The following is a 15,937-nucleotide window of genomic DNA, read 5'->3' on the forward strand; positions in this document are numbered from 1 at the left end:
GCCCCGCCCACTCCCCTGCCCCAAACGCCCGCCATTGCCTGAATGCGGGCGGGACGCTACAAATCCTGCTCCACAAAATGGGTAGGAAATAATTGCAGACATCAGGGAACGGCGCCGCCACGCAGGGCGGCATCAGTCTTGCGCGCATCGCAACCATCCGCGCTACCGAAGCAACACACTTCCGCGAGGCACGGCCGAAATCCGAGGCAGCCTTCGGCAACGGCGTCAAAGGCTTCCTCGACGGCGTGCCGATGCACTGGATGAACGACTGGCCCACCCCGTTCCCGATCATCGTCGACAAGGCCAAGGACACCACCATCACCGACATAGACGGCAACAAGCTTGCCGATTTTTGCCTCGGTGACACCGGCTCCATGTTCGGCCACTCGCCCGCGCCGGTGGCCAAAGCCATCCGCCGCCAGGCCAAGCGCGGCTTGACCTACATGCTGCCGAGCGAGGACGCGCTGCCGCTGGGCGAACTACTCGCTACGCGCTTCGGCCTGCCGCATTGGCAGATCGCCACCACCGCCACCGACGCCAACCGCTTTGCGCTGCGCGTTGCCCGCGCCATCACCAAGCGGCCGAAGATCCTCGTCTTCAACGGTTGCTACCATGGTGCGGTCGACGAGACGATGGTGCGCCTGAAGGACGGCAAGCCGATCAATCGGCCGGGCCTCGCGGGCGAATTCCGCGACCTCACCCAAAGCACCAAGATCGTCGAGTTCAACGATCTTCCCGCTCTCGAAGCCGCGCTTGCGGACGGCGATGTCGCCTGCGTCATCACCGAGCCGGTGCTGACCAATTGCTGCATGGTGCTGCCCGAGCCCGGCTTCCACGAGGGCCTGCGTGCCATCACCCGCCGGCACGGCACGCTGCTTTTGATCGACGAGACACACACCATCTCGACGGGCCCCGGCGGCTACACCCGCAAATACGATCTCGAGCCCGATCTCTTCGTGCTCGGCAAGCCGGTGGCCGGCGGCGTGCCCACCAGCATCTGGGGCATGAGCGCCGAGGTCGGCGAGCGCTACGACGCCTATAACCGTACCCGCGAGCCCGGCTATTCCGGCATGGGCACCACGCTCTCGGCCAATCCGCTGCAGTTCGCCGCCATGCGCGCGAACCTCGAAGAGGTGATGACCGAGGAGAACTACGCGCAGATGGAAAAGCTCGCCGGTCGGCTCGCAGCCGGGCTGGAAGAGTCGATCGAACGCCATAACTTGCCCTGGCATGTCCAGCGCGTCGGCGCCCGCGTCGAGTTCATCTGCGCCCCCGGCCCGCTGAAGAATGGCGGCGAAGCCGAGGCCGCGCATGCATCCGAACTGGAAGCGGCCGTGCACGTCGCGCTCGTCAATCGCGGCGTGCTGATCGCGCCCTTCCACAACATGATGCTGATCTCGCCGGAAACCACGAAGAAGCAGGTCGACAAGCTGATCGGCGCCTTCGACGACATTGCCGCCGATCTCGTCGCCTGAGAACAACATGGACAAAAGAGTATCTTCGCAAATGACTTCTCCCTCCGGCTCGACCGCTGAAGAAGCAAAGGCCTTCCTCGATGCCCACCCCGAAATCGAAGCCTTCGACATCGTGCTGTCCGACCCCAACGGCGTCGGCCGCGGCAAGATCATCCGCCGCCACGAGCTGATGGGCCTCTATGAGGGCGGCCGCCACCTGCCGATCTCCATCCTCGGCCTCGACATCACCGGCGAGGACGTGCACGAAACCGGCCTGATCTGGGATTCCGGCGATGGCGACCTGCGCGCCTGGCCCATTCCCGGCACGCTGAAGCCGCTCTACGGCACCAGCCCTGCGCGCGGGCAGGTGCTGATGTCGATGTTCCATCTCGACGGCGCGCCGATGACCTCGGACCCGCGCCTTGCGCTAGTGCGGCAGGTCGAGGCGCTTGCCGCCAAGGGCCTGCATCCGGCCGGCGCCTTCGAGCTGGAGTTCTTCCTGCTTTCCAACGAGCGCGACGCCGAAGGCCGCGTGCAGCCGGCCAATGCCGTACTGGACGGCCGCAGGAGCGGCAAGACCGAGGTCTATTCGGTCGACCATCTGCACGGCATGGAGCCGCTGTTCTCGGACATCTATGCCGCCGCGAAGGCGCAGGGCATTCCGGCCGAGACGGTCATCTCCGAATACGCGCCCGGCCAGTACGAGCTGACGCTGCACTACCGCAAGGACGTGCTGCAGGCCGCCGACGATCTCGTCATGCTCAAGCGCATCGTGCGCGCGCAGGCCCGCCGCCACGGCGTCACCGCCTGCTTCATGGCCAAGCCGATCGAGAAATACGCCGGCTCGGGCATGCACTTCCACGTCTCACTGCAGGACGACGCGGGCAGGAACGTCTTCACCGAGGAGACGGAAGGCCAGTGGACGCCGACGCTGCTGCATGCGCTGGGCGGGCTGACCGAAACCATGGCCGAATCCATGCTGGTGTTTGCCCCGCACGCCAATTCCTGGCGGCGGTTCGTCTCGCAGTCCTACGCGCCGGTCGCGCCGACCTGGGGCGTCAACAACCGCTCGGTGGCGCTGCGCGTGCCGGCGGGCGAAGCCAAGAACCGCCGTATCGAACACCGTCCGTCGGGCGTCGATGCCAACCCCTATCTGGTGGCCGCGACCGTGCTCGCCGGCATAGCCAAGGGTCTCGACGAGAAGCTCGATCCGGGCCCGGAAACGACCGGCAACGGCTATGAGTCGGGCACCAGCTCGGGTGGAAAGATGCCGTCCGACTGGCGCAGCGCCATCGAGGCGGCCAAGGGCTCGGCCTTCCTCAAGCAGGCGCTGGGCGAGGATTTGCATCGCACCTTCACGGCGATCAAGGAATCCGAATATTTTCGCGTCGCCCGCACGGTGAGCGAGCTCGACTACCACCTCTACCTGCACGAAGTGTAGCCACAGCGTAGGAACCTGCATGCCCCTCGTTCATTTCCCGAACGAGGGGTTTTGCGGGAGGCGGCAATGGCGACCCAGCTGGCATTTGATGAACCAGCGAACTTTCCGACCATCGAAGCGGCGCGCGATGCAGCGCGTACATGCCAGCGCTGCCCGCTCTGGCGCGACGCCACCGAGACCGTCTTCGGCGAGGGTCCGGAACATGCCGGCCTCGTTCTGGTCGGCGAGCAACCGGGCGACCAGGAAGACCTGGCCGGCCGGCCCTTTGTCGGGCCGGCGGGCAAGGTACTCGACGAGGTTCTGACCGAGGCCGAGATCGACCGCGCAAAGGTCTATGTCACCAACGCGGTAAAGCACTTCAAATTCGAGCCGCGCGGCAAGCGCCGCCTGCACATGAAGCCCAATGCCGGTGAGATCCAGGCCTGCCGCTGGTGGCTCGATGCGGAACTTTCACTGACCCGGCCGAAGCTTGTGGTGGCGTTGGGCGCGACGGCCGCTCAGGCCCTGCTGGGCAAGGCGGTTCCGGTGACGAAGCTGCGCGGCAGCGTGGTCGAGCGGGACGATGGCCTGCGCATCTTCGTGACCATCCACCCCTCCTTCATCCTGCGGATTCCGGAAGAAATCGACAAACAGGCCGAGTTCAGGCGGTTTCTGGCGGATATGCGAGAGGTGGGACGGCTGATGGGGTGAACCTGCCCCCTCACCCAAAAAACCCCCACCCCTAACCCCTCCCCACAAGGGGGAGGGGAACTTTGCGCATGACCGCTTCCCGCCAATCTTTGCCGTTCTGGATGGCTTCGGCGGTCAAATCATCCCCCTCCCCCTTGTGGGGAGGGGTCGGGGGTGGGGGTACAACACCGGTTAGGCTATCGCACCAAAATCGCCCTAAGATCATTCACATTCGTGCCCGTCGGTCCCGGCTCGAAAAGATCGCCCACGGAGTGGAACGCCGTCCAGGCGTTGTTGCTGGCCAGCATGGCGCGCGCATCGACGCCCGCCGCACGCATGCGTGCCACGGTTGAGCCATCAGCAAAGGCGCCGGCATTGTCCTCCGAGCCATCGATGCCATCAGTGTCGGCCGCCAGCGCGTGGATGCCCTCGAACCCCTGAATGCCGAGCGCGAAGGCCAGCAGGAACTCGCTGTTGCGGCCGCCCTTGCCTTTCGCGCGCAGCGTCACCGTCGTCTCGCCGCCCGACAGGATCAGTACCGGCTTACGGAAGGGCCGGTCGCGCATGGCCACCTCGCGCGCCAGCGCGGCATGAACTGCGCCCACCTCCCGCGCTTCGCCCTCGATGGAATCCGAGAGGATGACCGCCTCGATACCCTGCCGCTTCGCCTCGGCCGCGGCGGCTTCGAGCGACACGGCAGCCGATGCGATCAGCCGCACCTCGTTGCGCGCGAAACGCTCGTCATCAGGGAGCGGCGCGTCGGCTTCGGGCGAATTGAGATGCGCCATCACTGCCTCGGGTAGCTTCATGCCATAGGCGCCGATCGCCGCCAGCGCCTCGGCCCGGCCGCCGGTATCCGGCACGGTGGGGCCGGAAGCAACCAGCGCCGGGTTGTCGCCCGGAATGTCGGAGACGATCAGCGACACCACCCTTGCCGGATATGCCGCAGCCGCCAGCCGTCCGCCCTTGATGGTCGAAACATGCTTGCGGATCAGGTTCATCACTGAGATCGGCGCGCCGGAGGCGAGCAGCGCTTCATTGACGGCAATCTCGTCGGCCAGCGTCAGATTTCCGGCGGGCGACGGCAGCAGCGCCGAGCCGCCGCCCGAGACGAGCGCCACCACCAGATCGTCACTCGACAGGCCGCCCACGGTCTTGAGCAGCCGGCGCGCGGCCTCCAGCCCGGCAGCATCGGGCACGGGATGCGCCGCCTCGATCACCTCGATGCGCTCGGTCAGCGCACCATAGCCGTAGCGCGTCACCACCAGCCCTTCCAGCGGCCCGTCCCACACTTTCTCGAAGGCCGCTGCCATCTGCGCCGTGCCCTTGCCGGCGCCGATCACAACTGTACGCCCCTTGGGCTTTTCCGGCAGATGTGCGCGGATGGTCAGTTCCGGGTCGGCGGCGGCGACTGCCGCATCGAAGATGGAGGTGAGGAAGGATTTGGCGTCGAAGGCAGTCACGAACAATTTCCCTTCGCAGGACTTGGCTACCGCAGCCGGTTCAGGCCGCGGCCTCTAGCGGCGGTAGCACGAGCGCCTCGGCTGAATGCCCGAGATGGGCAGCAAGTGCGGCCACGACCACATTGTGATCCTCGCGCTCGGGCAGGCCAGAAACGGCAATCACGCCGATGACCCCGGCTCCCCTGACCGTGATCGGAAAGCCGCCGCCGGCCAGCACATAGTCGGCTATGTCGAGCCCCTCGCCCACCTTGAAGGTGCGGTCGGGGCGGTTCTGCTCGAGCACCATCCGGTAGCTGCTCTTGAGGTAGCGCTTGACCACATTGATCTTGCGCCGCGCCCAATCCGGATTGGAGGCGTTCGAGCCGGGCATGGCGGCATAGAAGAGCGGCCGATCGAAAGTGCGGATATCGACGATTATCGGCAGGTCTTCCCGCAGCGCCCGTTCGCGAATGGCCGAGCCGATCTCGAAAGCGACGGCCTCGTCGAAGCGGTCGAAGACGAGCTCCGCTTCCTGCGACTTGATGCGTTCGATATCCCCGGCCATTTTTTCTCTCCCCCGATGTCGTGGCTGATCAGGTCAGCATATCGGCCAATGCGATGTCCAGCGCCGCCTCGGCATGCAGCTGGGTCGTGTCGAAGGCGGGGAGCGGATAGTCCCCGGTGCCCACCAGCAACGGCAGTTCCGTGCAGCCGAGGATAAAACCCTGCGCGCCGCGCGCCTCGAGGTCCGCGGTCATCTCGAGCAGCGCAGCCCGCGATGCTTCCTCGACTTTGCCGAGCGTCAGCTCATCGATGATGATGCGATGTAGCCTCTCGCGCTGCTCGGCATTCGGCGTGAGAACTTCGAGACCGTGATCCCTTAGTCGTCCGGAAAGGAAATCCTGTTCCATCGTATAGCGCGTGCCAAGTAGGCCGACGCGCGAAAGGCCCCTCGCCTTGATGCTTTCCGCCGTTGGATCCCCGACGTGCAGCAAGGGCACGGAGATGGCCGCTTGCACCTCCTCAAAGACACGGTGCGCCGACACGGCGGTCAGCATCACCAGATCGGCACCGCCCTTTTCCAAGGTCCGCGCCGCCTCGCCTACTCTTTCGGCGACGACGTCCCAGCGGCCGAGAGCGGCCATGCGGTTTATCTCGTCGAAGTCGAGAGTATAGAGCAGCGACCGGGCATTGTGGTGTCCGCCAAGCCGTTCACCCGCCCCCTGGTTGAGCAGCCGATAGTAGATGGCGCTCGATTCCCAGCTCATGCCGCCCACCATCCCGATAAGCTTGGATTGTCCGGTCATGATTGGGCCCCTCGAATTGCGACTCTGCTGCTAAGCCATATCGCCTTTCGCGGGGCGCCCCGCAACATAGACTTCGCGCACGGCGCGGTCGTCGCCCACGGTCTGCAGCAGGAACAGCTCTGCGGCGAGGCTTTCAATGGCCTCCATGCGCAGCCGCATGATCGGCGTCGCGCGCGAATCCAGAACCACGATGTCCGCATCCGTGCCGGCATCCAGCGTGCCGATCCGGTCTTCCAGCGACAGCGCCCGCGCATTGCCGAGCGTCATCTGCCAGAAGGAGGCGAAGGGGTTCAGCTTCTCGCCGTTCAGCGCGATGACCTTGTAGGCCTCGTCCATGGTGCGCAGCATGGAATAGTTGGTGCCGCCGCCGACATCGGTGGCGGTGGCTATCCTGATCGGCTTCGCCCGCGTGCGGTAGCGCTGGTAGTCGAACAGGCCCGAGCCGAGGAACAGGTTGGAGGTCGGACAGAACACCGCCACCGAGCCGGAGTCCGACAGCGCATCCGCCTCGCGCTCCGACAAATGGATGCAGTGGCCGAGCAGCGTCTTGGGGCCCAGCAGGCCATAGTGCTCGTAGACGTCGGTATAGTCGCGCGACCACGGATAGAGCTGCTGCGTAAATTCGATCTCGGCGTGGTTTTCCGAGAGATGCGTCTGGATGTGCAGGCCGGGGAATTCGCCCGCGAGCGCCTTCGCCATCTCCATCTGCTCGGGCGAGGAGGTGATGGCAAAGCGCGGCGTGATCGCATAGTGCTGGCGGCCCTTGTCATGCCATTCGGCGATCAGCGCCTTGGTGTCGTCATAGCCCGACTGCGGCGTGTCGAGCACGCCTTCGGGCGCATTGCGATCCATCATCACCTTGCCGGCAATGTTCAGCATGTTGCGCGCGTGGCTTTCCTCGAAGAAGGCCTCGGCCGACTGCTTGTGCACCGAGCAATAGGCGGCGACGGTGGTGGTGCCGTGGCGCACCATCTCGTCGAGGAACTGACGCGCCACGCGGCGGCCATACTGCGCGTCGCGAAACTTCGTCTCTTCCGGGAAGGTGTAGGTATTCAGCCAGCCGAGCAGCTCGGCGCCATAGGAAGCGAGAACCTGCAGCTGCGAATAATGCACATGAGCGTCGACGAAGCCGGGCATGATGAGATGCGGCCGGTGGTCGATTTTTTGCGCCCCCTCGCCGGCCTGGCGCGCCACGTCCTCGTAGGCGCCGGTGGCGACGATCCTGCCTTCGCGGATGAGCACCCCGCCGTCTTCCTGGTAGGAATAGGCGCCGTGGTCGTCGATGGCGTCAGGCCATCTAAGAAAGCTCAGCGTACGGCCGCGAAGGAGGGTTTCGGTCATTGCTGCGTCTTCTTTCCGGCGTCTTCGAACCAGGTCACCAGCAGCTGCCGCTCCTGCGGCGTGATCTCGGTGACGTTGCCGGGCGGCATGGCATGGCTGCGGCCGGCCTGGAGATAGATCTCGCGGCCGTGGCTGGCGATGGCCTCGTCCGTGTCGAGCTTCACGCCCTTGGGTGCCTGGTGGATGCCTTCATAGACGGGCTCCGCCGCATGGCACATCGAGCAGCGGCTAAGCACCGTATCGCGCGCGGCCGGAAAATGCGTCGAAGCGACCAGCGCCTGTTCGGCGGAGGAAATCTTCGGCTCGTCCGTCAGCACTTTTGGCACCGTCGAAAGCCAGATGATGATGACGAACAGGACGGCGGTGGCGAGCCAGGTCCAGGTCGGGTTGCCCTTGCCGGCGTGCCGGGTGTTGAAATAGTGCCGGATCAGCACGCCCATCATGAACACCAGCGAGGCGATGATCCAGTTGAACTCCGTGCCGAACGCCAGCGGATAGTGGTTCGACAGCATCAGGAACAGAACCGGCAGCGTCAGGTAGTTGTTGTGCAGCGAGCGCTGCTTGGCGATCTTGCCGTATTTCGGGTCGGGCTTGCGGCCTGCGATCAGGTCGGCGACCACGATCTTCTGGTTCGGAATGATGACCATGAAGACGTTGGCCGACATGATCGTAGCGGTGATGGCGCCAAGATGCAGGAAGGCAGCGCGGCCGGTGAACAGATGGGTCAGCCCCCAGGCCATGAACACCAGGATGACGTAGAGCACGATCATTAGGCCGGTATCGGCCTTGCCGATCAGCCAGCGGCAGAGAAGGTCATAGACGAGCCAGCCACCGGCCAGGCAGGCGAGCGAGATCAGGATGGCGACCGGGGCCGAGACATCGAGCACGTTGCGGTCGATCAGGAACAGGTCCGCGCCCGCATAGTAGACGATGGCGAGTAGCGCAAAGCCGCTCATCCAGGTGGCGTAGGACTCCCATTTGAACCAGGTCAGATGCTCGGGCATCTGCTCGGGCGCCACCAGATATTTCTGGATGTGGTAGAAGCCGCCGCCATGCACCTGCCATTCCTCGCCGAAGGCCCCCTTCGGCAGGCCCGGGCGCTGCCGCAGGCCAAGGTCCAGCGCGACGAAATAGAAGGACGAGCCGATCCAGGCGATCGCCGTGATGACGTGCGTCCAGCGCACGCCGAAGCTCAACCAGTCCCACAAAACCGCGTAGTCGTTCATCGATAGTCCTCTCAACCCGGCGTTCGACTTTACGTGCTCGCCAGCAAACGGGAAGAGGCAAGCCCTGCGATGACTTTCAAAAAAAAATAAAAAATACTAGGGTCACTCCATCGGTTTCAGCTTACGGACTACGGAACTCAGCCACGAATGGCCTATCTCGACAATCTTGCCGTCTTCGTCCGGGTCGTCGAACTCGGCAACCTGTCGGCGGCCGGGCGCGACATGCGCATTTCACCTGCGGTCGCCTCCAACCGCATCAAGGAGCTGGAAAAGCATCTTGGCGTGAGGCTTTTCAACCGCACCACGCGCCAGCTGATGCCGACCGAACATGGCGGCGTGTTCTACAATGGCGCCAAGCAGATCCTGGCGGCGATCACCGAAGCGGAAGCGGCCGTCAGCGCCCTTTCAGGCCAGCCTCGCGGCACCATCAAGGTCACCGCGCCGCTCGGCCTCGGGCGCCGACTGATCGCCTCGGGCATCCCCGAATTCCATGACAAATATCCCGACATCGAGGTGCGGCTTCGGCTCTCGGACCACAATGTCGATATCATGAAGGAAGGCATCGACGTCGCCTTCCGGCTGGGGCTGCTGGAGGATTCGAGCCTCAGGATGCGCGGCATCATGGAGTGCGACCGCGTCCTGGTCGCCGCACCCGAATATCTCGAACGGCGCGGCGAGCCCGGGACCGCACAAGAGCTCGTCGACAAGCGGCACGACTGCCTGCTGCTCCGCTTTCCCGGCATGCGCGAGTTCTTCTGGACGCTCTCGACGCCCACGGGTCCGGCGAAGTTCGAAGTGCGCGGGCCCTTCGATTCCGACGATGGCGATGTGCTGACCAGCTGGGCGCTGGCCGGGCGCGGCATCGTCAACAAGCCGCGCTTCGACGTCGAGCATTTCATCCGCGAGGGGCGGCTCAAGATCATCCTGCCCGAGACGCCGCCGATGCCGGTCCAGCTCGCCGCCGTCTATCCGCACAAGAACCTGCAGGACCCCAAGGTGCGCCTGCTGCTCGATTTCATGGCCGACCGCTGCCAGCGTCTGATCCGCGAGGCCCTGGCGGGACGATAGCTCGCCACCAGCCGCCGGCCGGTGTCACTTCACGATCGGCCCAGGGTCTTCGGGACCGTTGACGGCATTGAGCCTCAGCACATTGTTGTTGATGCAGGCCTCGATGCGATGGTCCGACGGGATCTTCCTGAGCCAGGGATTGAGATCCGCCACCGGCTGCTGGATGCCAGCGAAGTTGAACTGGCGATCCTGCGTCAGCTGCTGCGTCAGGTCGTTGCCGGTGAAGTATTGGTGAACCTTCTGCACCGCCAAGGCGAGTTTGCCGCTGACATTCTGCGCATTCAGCCGGATGTTCGAAACCGCGATTGTGGTTTTGCCGACACCCATCGGGCTCGTGACATTGGCCGGAATGGAGATCTGCGTCCGCGCTTCGAGATCGAAGTCGACCGAGAATTCCGGGTCCGCCCAACCGCCGATGACCGAGGGCGTCGTGACATGGAAGAGGAACCGGTTGCCGGGCAGCGCGATGCGCACAGCGACCTTGTTGTCGCAGGCCATCAAAACCTCGGCGCGAGCGCCGCAGTTTTGCGTCAGCTGCGATCGCGCGTCGGAGCGGATGGTGAAGCCACCCATTCTTGGGTTGACCGTCGACCGTACCATGTCCTTGAAGGCTCCGTTGAGCCGATCGAGATTGGAAGTCCAGTACTGGCAAATGCTGCTGCCGCTAAGGAAGTTGCCGTTGCCAGCCAGCGGCACATTGTTCCTGGCAATCTCGAGGCCAGTCACCTGCAGACCGCCGAAACTGTTCGGCTTTATGATCATCAGTTGCCCGGCCTTGCCGATCTTGAAGTCAGTAAAGGCGCCATTGCCCGCCAGGCGGATATAGTCCTGTCCCTCTGCTGCGTTGACAATCGGCCCAGGTTGCTCGTAGCCCGGAACGCCATTTTCCTCGTCGGTGGCGCCATGCGCCGCGAAGGTAGATCCGATCGAAGCAAGCCCTGTACAGAACAAGGCGGCGAGAATGTAACGGCTGGTGCTCGGCATGGCGTCTCCCTCTCTCGTCATTGCCCTGCCATGATCTCGGCCGCCGCACGCGGCTGATCCGCAAGGTGCAGAGACAGCAACTCTTGGGGGGCCGGGGTCAATTCGAGCCAGGTGCCTCGGTCTTCGGAGCAGGCCGCACCCCGGTGCAACCTTTACCGCCCCCTCGACCTTGGCTCGAATTGCCCCCGGCAGAACGGTTCAACCTCGCCGTGAAACGTTCTGGATATGAGGCGTATCAAAGTTGGACGTGCGGCGTATCCTCCAAATGGAGGAGAAGGTAACCCTTCAGCCCGCCGTAAGACTCTGGCGTTCGCTGAGGGACGAACCATGGGCAACGAGCGCGGTCATGATCTCGGCCGCGGCCAGTGCGGCGATCACCGCCGGGCGCTTGTCCTTCACGGCATCGCCGCCGATGGGCGAGACGAGCCGCGCGAAGGCGTCTTCCGTGCCGCCGGCCGTCTTGAGGAACCAGCTCTTGAAGGTGGCCTTCTTGGTCTTGGAGCCGATCATGCCGACATAGGCAGCGTCGTCGCGCTTCAGCGCCTCGGCGACGATCAGGAAGTCGAGCGCGTGGTCATGCGTCAGCACCACGAAAGCTGAGCCAGCGGGCGCCTCGCGCACCATTTCCTCCGGCACCGGCGTCAGCCGCATGTCGACCGCGTCCGGCATGCCTTCCAGCATGTCCGCGCGGGTTTCCACGACCACCGCCTGCACCGGCAACAGCGAGAACGCAGCCGCCAGGGCATGGCCGACATGACCACCGCCGAAGACATAGATGTGCGGGCTCGCCGCATCCTCGGCACGCGCCTGCTCGATCAGCTCGTTGCGCAGCGCTTCGTCCGCAGGCCGGATCGTCAGGCCGACACGGCCGCCGCAGCATTGGCCGATTTCTGGTCCGAGTGGGATGTCGAGCTCGACATGCTCGGCTCCCGCATCACGGGGTGCTGCCAGCATGTGCCGCGCGCAGTCTATCGCCATGAATTCCAGATGGCCGCCGCCGATCGTGCCGAAGATGGCCTGCGGCGAAACCAGCATGCGTGCCCCGGTCTCGCGAGGCGTCGAGCCTTTTGCTTCCGTCACCTCGACAAGGGCCACTTTGGCAGCACTGTCGAGGAAAGAACGGAGGCGCTCAGAGTTTCGTGTCACTTCCGTGCCGTTTCGACTCTCAACCGTTCGATTGCCATCAGCACGCGCTCGGGCGTCGCAGGCGCATCGAGACGCGGGCAGACTTTGTGGTCGGCCACGCTTGCCACGGCATCCGACAGTGCGTGCAGCACCGAAATGCCCAGCGGCAGCGGTGGCTCGCCGACAGCCTTGGAGCGATGGATCGTCGGCTCATAGGCCTCGGACCAATCGGTCAGCGCCACATTGAAGACCTTCGGCCGGTCGGAGGCGAGCGGAATCTTGTAGGTCGAGGGCGCATGCGTGCGCAGGCGGCCCTTGTCGTCCCACACCAGTTCCTCGGTGGTCAGCCAGCCCATGCCCTGGACGAAGCCGCCCTCCACCTGGCCGATGTCGATGGCCCGGTTCAGCGAGCGGCCGACATCGTGCAGGATATCGGTGCGTTCGACCACATATTCGCCGGTCAGCGTATCGACCGACACTTCCGAGCAGGCCGCGCCATAGGCGTAATAGTAGAAGGCGTGGCCGCGGCCCTTGCTGCGGTCCCAATGGATCTTCGGCGTCTTGTAGAAGCCGGCAGCCGAAAGCTGGACGCGCCCGACATAGGCCTGCTTGACCAGATCGTTGAAGCTGATTTCCTGGTTGCCGACCCGTACCCGGTTGGGCAGGAACACGATCTGGTCGGCCGGCACCTGATAGCGCTCGGCCGCGAAATCGGTGAGCCGCTTGCGGATCTGCCGCGCCGCGTTCTGCGCCGCCATGCCGTTGAGGTCGGCGCCGGAAGAAGCGGCCGTCGGCGCGGTGTTCGGCACCTTGGCCGTGGTCGTCGCGGTAATCTTCACCCGATCGAGATCGATCTGGAATTCCTCGGCCACCACCTGCGCCACCTTCAGGTGCAGGCCCTGCCCCATCTCGGTGCCGCCATGGTTCATGTGCACCGAGCCGTCGGCATAGACATGCACCAGCGCGCCGGCCTGGTTGGACTCGGTCTTGGTGAAGGAAATGCCGAACTTCACCGGCGTCAGCGCAATGCCGCGCTTGATGAAGCGGCTTTTGGCGTTGAACTCGGCGATGGCGCGGCGGCGTCCCGCATAGTCGGCGCTTTCTTCCAGTTCGGCCACGATGCGCTGGATGATGCAGTCTTCGACCTTCTGGTGATAGGGCGTGACGTTGCGCTCGCCCTCAACGCCCATCGCGTCATAGAAATTCAGCTTGCGGATTTCGAGCGGGTCCTTGCCCACGGCAAAGGCCACTTCCTCGATGACGCGCTCGCAGCCGACCATCCCTTGGGGGCCGCCGAAGCCGCGAAACGCGGTGTTCGAGACGGTGTTGGTGTAGAGCGGCGCCGACTTGGCGTGCACGTGGGGATAGAAATAGGCGTTGTCGCAGTGGAACAGCGCGCGGTCGCCCACCGGGCCCGACAGGTCGGCCGAGAAGCCGGCATTGAGCGCGAACATGTAGTCGACGCCCAGGATACGGCCCTCATCATCGAAGCCCACTTCATAGTCGATGTCGAAGTCGTGCCGCTTGCCGGTGGCGGTCATGTCCTCGTCGCGGTCGAGCCTGACCTTGACCGCCCGCTTGAGCTTCTTGGCCGCGATTGCCGCAAGTGCGGCGCACTGGTTGGCCTGGGTTTCCTTGCCGCCGAAGCCGCCGCCCATGCGCCGCACTTCAATGGTCACGGCGTTGCTCGCCACGCCCAGCGCATGCGCAACCATGTGCTGCGTCTCGCTCGGGCCCTGGGTGGAGCTGTAGACGTGGATCTCGTCGTCCTCGCCCGGAACTGCCAGCGCAACCTGGCCTTCGAGATAGAAATGGTCCTGTCCGCCGAGCTTCATGCTGCCCTTGACGCGGCGCGGGGAAGCCGCGATCGCGGCGGCGGCATCGCCCCGTTTCAGGGTCAGCGGTGTCGTAACCTGCTTGTCCTTCTCGGGGTCGAGGTCCCAGATGTGGACGATCGGCGCAAGCTCTTCATACTCGATCTTGGCCAAACGCGCGGCGCGGCGGGCCTGCTCGCGCGTCTCGGCGATGACGCAGAAGATCGGCTGGCCGTGGAACTGCACTTTGCCTTCGGCCAGCACCGGGTCGTCATGCATGCCGCTCGGCGAAATGTCGTTCTCGCCGGGCACGTCTCCATAGGTCAGCACATCGACCACGCCGGGCGCAGCGCGCACCGCCGAGAGATCGACGCTCTTCAAGAGGCCATGCGCAACGTTCGAAAGGCCGAGCCCCGCATGCAGCGTGCCGGCAGGTTCGGGCATGTCGTCGATATAGACCGCCGTGCCCGCCACATGCTTGTGCGCCGAGTCATGGCGCTGGTCGGTATGCACGCCGCCGACGATCCGGGCGGCCTTGAGGTCGGAATGCTTGTTCATCGCCGTCTCCTCACGCTGCCTGGTGGCGCGAAACCTGGATCGGCTCGCTGCCGCCCTGGGTTTCGGCGAAGAAGCGGCGCAGCAGGTTGCGCGCCGACAACATACGATATTCCGCGCTGGCACGCATGTCGGTCAGCGGGGTGAAATCCTGGGCATAGGCGTCGAGCGCGGCCTCCACCGTGGCTTCCGTCCACGGCTTGCCGGCAAGCGCGGCTTCGACCACCTTGGCGCGCTTGGGCGTTGCCGCCATGCCGCCATAGGCGATGCGAACCGAACCCACCGTGCCGTCGGCAGCCAGCGTCAGATGGAAGGCGCCAAGGGCTGCGGTAATGTCCTCGTCGCGGCGCTTGGAGACCTTGTAGACGGCAAAGTGGCTGTCCTTTGCCGGCACCGGCACATGCACTGCCTCGACGAATTCGCCCGGCTGGCGGTCCTGCTTGCCATAGGCGATGAAGAATTCTTCGAGCGGAATGGTGCGGCGCGCAGCACCCTTGCGCAGGGTCAGCGTCGCGCCCAGCGCGATGAAGGGCGGCGGCGTGTCGCCGATGGGCGAGCCGTTGGCGACATTGCCGCCGATGGTGCCCATATTGCGCACCTGCTCGCCGCCAATGCGATTGATCAGCTCGCCCAACGCCGGAATGCGCTGGCTGAGCAGATCGAAGGCCTCGGTGTAGGTGACGCCCGCGCCGATGGTGATGACGCCATCCTTCTCGGAAATGCCGCGCAGCCCTTCGAGATGGCCGATGAAGACCACCGGCGAGATATCGCGCATGAACTTCGTGACCCACAGGCCCACGTCGGTTGAGCCGGCAACGATGGTTGCCTTGGGCTCGGCTTCGAGCACCGCGGCGAGATCGTCGACATCGGCCGGCACGATCAGCCGCGCCTTGCCCGATCCGACCTCGACGCGTGCTCCGTCGCGCATCGCGGCGAGCTTTTCTATGACCGCCGCGCGTTCCAACGCCAACGGGTCGCTCGCTACCTTGCCATAGTCGGAGATGGCGCGCGCGGCGCGCATGATCGCCTCATAGCCGGTGCAGCGGCAAAGATTGCCCTGCAGCGCCTTCTCGATCGTCGCGTCGGACGGATTGGCGTCCTTCATCCAGAGGCCGTAGAGCGACATCACGACGCCCGGCGTGCAGAAGCCGCATTGCGAGCCGTGGAAATCGACCATCGCCTTCTGCACCGGGTGCAGATCGCCACCCGCCGGCTGAACATGCTCGATCGTCACCACATGGCTGCCGTCGAGCGAGCCGAGGAAGCGGATGCAAGCATTGACGCTTTCGTAAACGAGGCCGCCTGCCGCCAGCTTGCCCACCAGCACCGTGCAGGCGCCACAGTCGCCCTCGGCGCAGCCTTCCTTGGTGCCGCGCAGCGAGCGGTCGAGCCGCAGCCAGTCGAGCAGTGTCGCGTCAGGCGCCAAGTCGCGGATGCTCACCTCCCGGCCATTGAGCAGGAAGCGGATTTCGTTGCGGATCGAGGCGGACGACATGCTGTTATCTTTCCGT

The 15,937-nt window shown here is 64.8% G+C and carries 13 protein-coding genes; 4 read left to right on the forward strand and 9 right to left on the reverse strand.

The annotated features are described in order from the left end of the window. Positions 1-92 precede the first annotated feature (92 nt). From M2281_RS21040 to M2281_RS21050, 3 genes are all read left to right on the forward strand, one after another. Positions 93-1,475 carry an aspartate aminotransferase family protein gene (locus M2281_RS21040; RefSeq protein WP_280823137.1) on the forward strand — a complete coding sequence of 461 codons (1,383 nt, stop codon included), beginning with the start codon at positions 93-95 and terminating at the stop codon, positions 1,473-1,475. A gap of 31 nt (positions 1,476-1,506) precedes the next feature. Then, a complete protein-coding gene (locus tag M2281_RS21045; protein WP_280823138.1) occupies positions 1,507-2,895 on the forward strand; it encodes a glutamine synthetase family protein in 1,389 nt (462 codons plus the stop codon). Between the two features lie 66 nt (positions 2,896-2,961). After that, positions 2,962-3,585, forward strand: a complete 624-nt coding sequence (locus M2281_RS21050; protein WP_342394272.1) for a UdgX family uracil-DNA binding protein — start codon at positions 2,962-2,964, stop codon at positions 3,583-3,585. Positions 3,586-3,761: 176 nt separating this feature from the next. Here the strand turns inward: M2281_RS21050 and M2281_RS21055 are convergent, their stop codons facing one another. Genes M2281_RS21055 through M2281_RS21075 form a run of 5 tightly spaced genes read right to left on the reverse strand, consistent with a single transcriptional unit; the run spans position 3,762 to position 8,880 of the window. Continuing rightward, entirely contained in the window at positions 3,762-5,027 is a 1,266-nt protein-coding gene (locus tag M2281_RS21055) for a glycerate kinase type-2 family protein (protein ID WP_280823139.1), read from the reverse strand. A 40-nt stretch (positions 5,028-5,067) separates the two neighbouring features. After that, positions 5,068-5,571 (reverse strand): heme-degrading domain-containing protein, encoded by a 504-nt coding sequence (locus tag M2281_RS21060; RefSeq protein ID WP_280823140.1) that lies wholly within the window; start codon positions 5,569-5,571, stop codon positions 5,068-5,070. Positions 5,572-5,599: 28 nt separating this feature from the next. Continuing rightward, positions 5,600-6,313 carry an aspartate/glutamate racemase family protein gene (locus tag M2281_RS21065; protein ID WP_280823141.1) on the reverse strand — a complete coding sequence of 238 codons (714 nt, stop codon included), beginning with the start codon at positions 6,311-6,313 and terminating at the stop codon, positions 5,600-5,602. A gap of 30 nt (positions 6,314-6,343) precedes the next feature. Further along, entirely contained in the window at positions 6,344-7,654 is a 1,311-nt protein-coding gene (gene guaD / locus M2281_RS21070; protein WP_280823142.1) for a guanine deaminase, read from the reverse strand. Further along, positions 7,651-8,880, reverse strand: a complete 1,230-nt coding sequence (locus tag M2281_RS21075) for a urate hydroxylase PuuD (protein WP_280823143.1) — start codon at positions 8,878-8,880, stop codon at positions 7,651-7,653. Before M2281_RS21075 ends, guaD begins: the two co-directional genes overlap by 4 nt. A 147-nt stretch (positions 8,881-9,027) precedes the next feature. Here M2281_RS21075 and M2281_RS21080 point away from each other — a divergent pair, with 147 nt between their 5' ends. After that, entirely contained in the window at positions 9,028-9,948 is a 921-nt protein-coding gene (locus tag M2281_RS21080) for a LysR family transcriptional regulator (protein ID WP_280823144.1), read from the forward strand. A gap of 24 nt (positions 9,949-9,972) precedes the next feature. On the opposite strand, the gene M2281_RS21085 is transcribed toward M2281_RS21080, so the two are convergent. The 4 genes from M2281_RS21085 to xdhA all read right to left on the reverse strand — a co-directional run bounded on the left by M2281_RS21085 (position 9,973) and on the right by xdhA (position 15,921). Next, positions 9,973-10,932, reverse strand: a complete 960-nt coding sequence (locus M2281_RS21085; protein ID WP_280823145.1) for a hypothetical protein — start codon at positions 10,930-10,932, stop codon at positions 9,973-9,975. 285 nt (positions 10,933-11,217) lie between these two features. After that, the gene (gene xdhC, locus M2281_RS21090) at positions 11,218-12,078 is read right to left on the reverse strand and encodes a xanthine dehydrogenase accessory protein XdhC (protein WP_280823146.1); all 861 of its coding nucleotides are present in this window, start codon (positions 12,076-12,078) and stop codon (positions 11,218-11,220) included. After that, a complete protein-coding gene (gene xdhB, locus M2281_RS21095) occupies positions 12,075-14,429 on the reverse strand; it encodes a xanthine dehydrogenase molybdopterin binding subunit (protein WP_280823147.1) in 2,355 nt (784 codons plus the stop codon). The genes xdhC and xdhB overlap by 4 nt, the downstream gene beginning before the upstream one ends. A gap of 10 nt (positions 14,430-14,439) precedes the next feature. Next, positions 14,440-15,921 (reverse strand): xanthine dehydrogenase small subunit, encoded by a 1,482-nt coding sequence (gene xdhA, locus M2281_RS21100; RefSeq protein WP_280823148.1) that lies wholly within the window; start codon positions 15,919-15,921, stop codon positions 14,440-14,442. Between the last annotated feature and the right edge of the window lie 16 nt (positions 15,922-15,937).

Origin of the sequence: Pseudaminobacter soli (ex Li et al. 2025) (assembly GCF_029892515.1) — a bacterium.
GTDB lineage: Bacteria > Pseudomonadota > Alphaproteobacteria > Rhizobiales > Rhizobiaceae > Pseudaminobacter > Pseudaminobacter soli_A.

Bases quoted from the DNA above. Each gene is read 5' to 3' on its own strand.
- M2281_RS21045 (WP_280823138.1), top strand. From the start codon at position 1,507: ATGACTTCTCCCTCCGGCTCGACCGCTGAAGAAGCAAAGGCCTTCCTC.
- M2281_RS21050 (WP_342394272.1), top strand. From the start codon at position 2,962: ATGGCGACCCAGCTGGCATTTGATGAACCAGCGAACTTTCCGACCATC.
- M2281_RS21060 (WP_280823140.1), bottom strand. From the start codon at position 5,571: ATGGCCGGGGATATCGAACGCATCAAGTCGCAGGAAGCGGAGCTCGTC.
- M2281_RS21065 (WP_280823141.1), bottom strand. From the start codon at position 6,313: ATGACCGGACAATCCAAGCTTATCGGGATGGTGGGCGGCATGAGCTGG.
- guaD (WP_280823142.1), bottom strand. From the start codon at position 7,654: ATGACCGAAACCCTCCTTCGCGGCCGTACGCTGAGCTTTCTTAGATGG.
- M2281_RS21075 (WP_280823143.1), bottom strand. From the start codon at position 8,880: ATGAACGACTACGCGGTTTTGTGGGACTGGTTGAGCTTCGGCGTGCGC.
- M2281_RS21080 (WP_280823144.1), top strand. From the start codon at position 9,028: ATGGCCTATCTCGACAATCTTGCCGTCTTCGTCCGGGTCGTCGAACTC.
- M2281_RS21085 (WP_280823145.1), bottom strand. From the start codon at position 10,932: ATGCCGAGCACCAGCCGTTACATTCTCGCCGCCTTGTTCTGTACAGGG.
- xdhB (WP_280823147.1), bottom strand. From the start codon at position 14,429: ATGAACAAGCATTCCGACCTCAAGGCCGCCCGGATCGTCGGCGGCGTG.
- xdhA (WP_280823148.1), bottom strand. From the start codon at position 15,921: ATGTCGTCCGCCTCGATCCGCAACGAAATCCGCTTCCTGCTCAATGGC.